Below are 207 nucleotides of genomic sequence, written 5' to 3'. Positions count from 1 at the left end.
GCAGTTCCAGATTGGCGCGTGTCGCCGGATCGATGAACAGCGTCGAACCCTGCTCCTCGCGCTCGGGCCGCGACAGCGGCGGCCGCTCGGCCTTCTGCGTCTTCTCGACATAGGCGATGATGCCCGAGATCGCCGACAGCTCGGCGCGGGAAAACGTGCCGAAACTGTCCGGCGTCGCCACCTCGAAGAAACGGGCGATGCGCCCGG

The 207-nt window shown here is 67.6% G+C and carries 1 protein-coding gene; it reads right to left on the bottom strand.

Annotated features, from left to right (window positions below; all coding sequences use genetic code 11):
* The coding region (locus tag E5W87_RS33535) for a hypothetical protein (RefSeq protein ID WP_292407668.1) at window positions 1-207 on the bottom strand (207 nt) is incomplete at both ends.

The sequence above is a fragment of the Mesorhizobium sp. genome, from assembly GCF_004962925.1.
In the GTDB taxonomy this organism is placed as follows: Bacteria; Pseudomonadota; Alphaproteobacteria; order Rhizobiales; family Rhizobiaceae; genus Mesorhizobium.
Note: the sequence above shows the minus strand (reverse complement) of the source record. Positions and strands in the feature narration are given on the sequence as shown.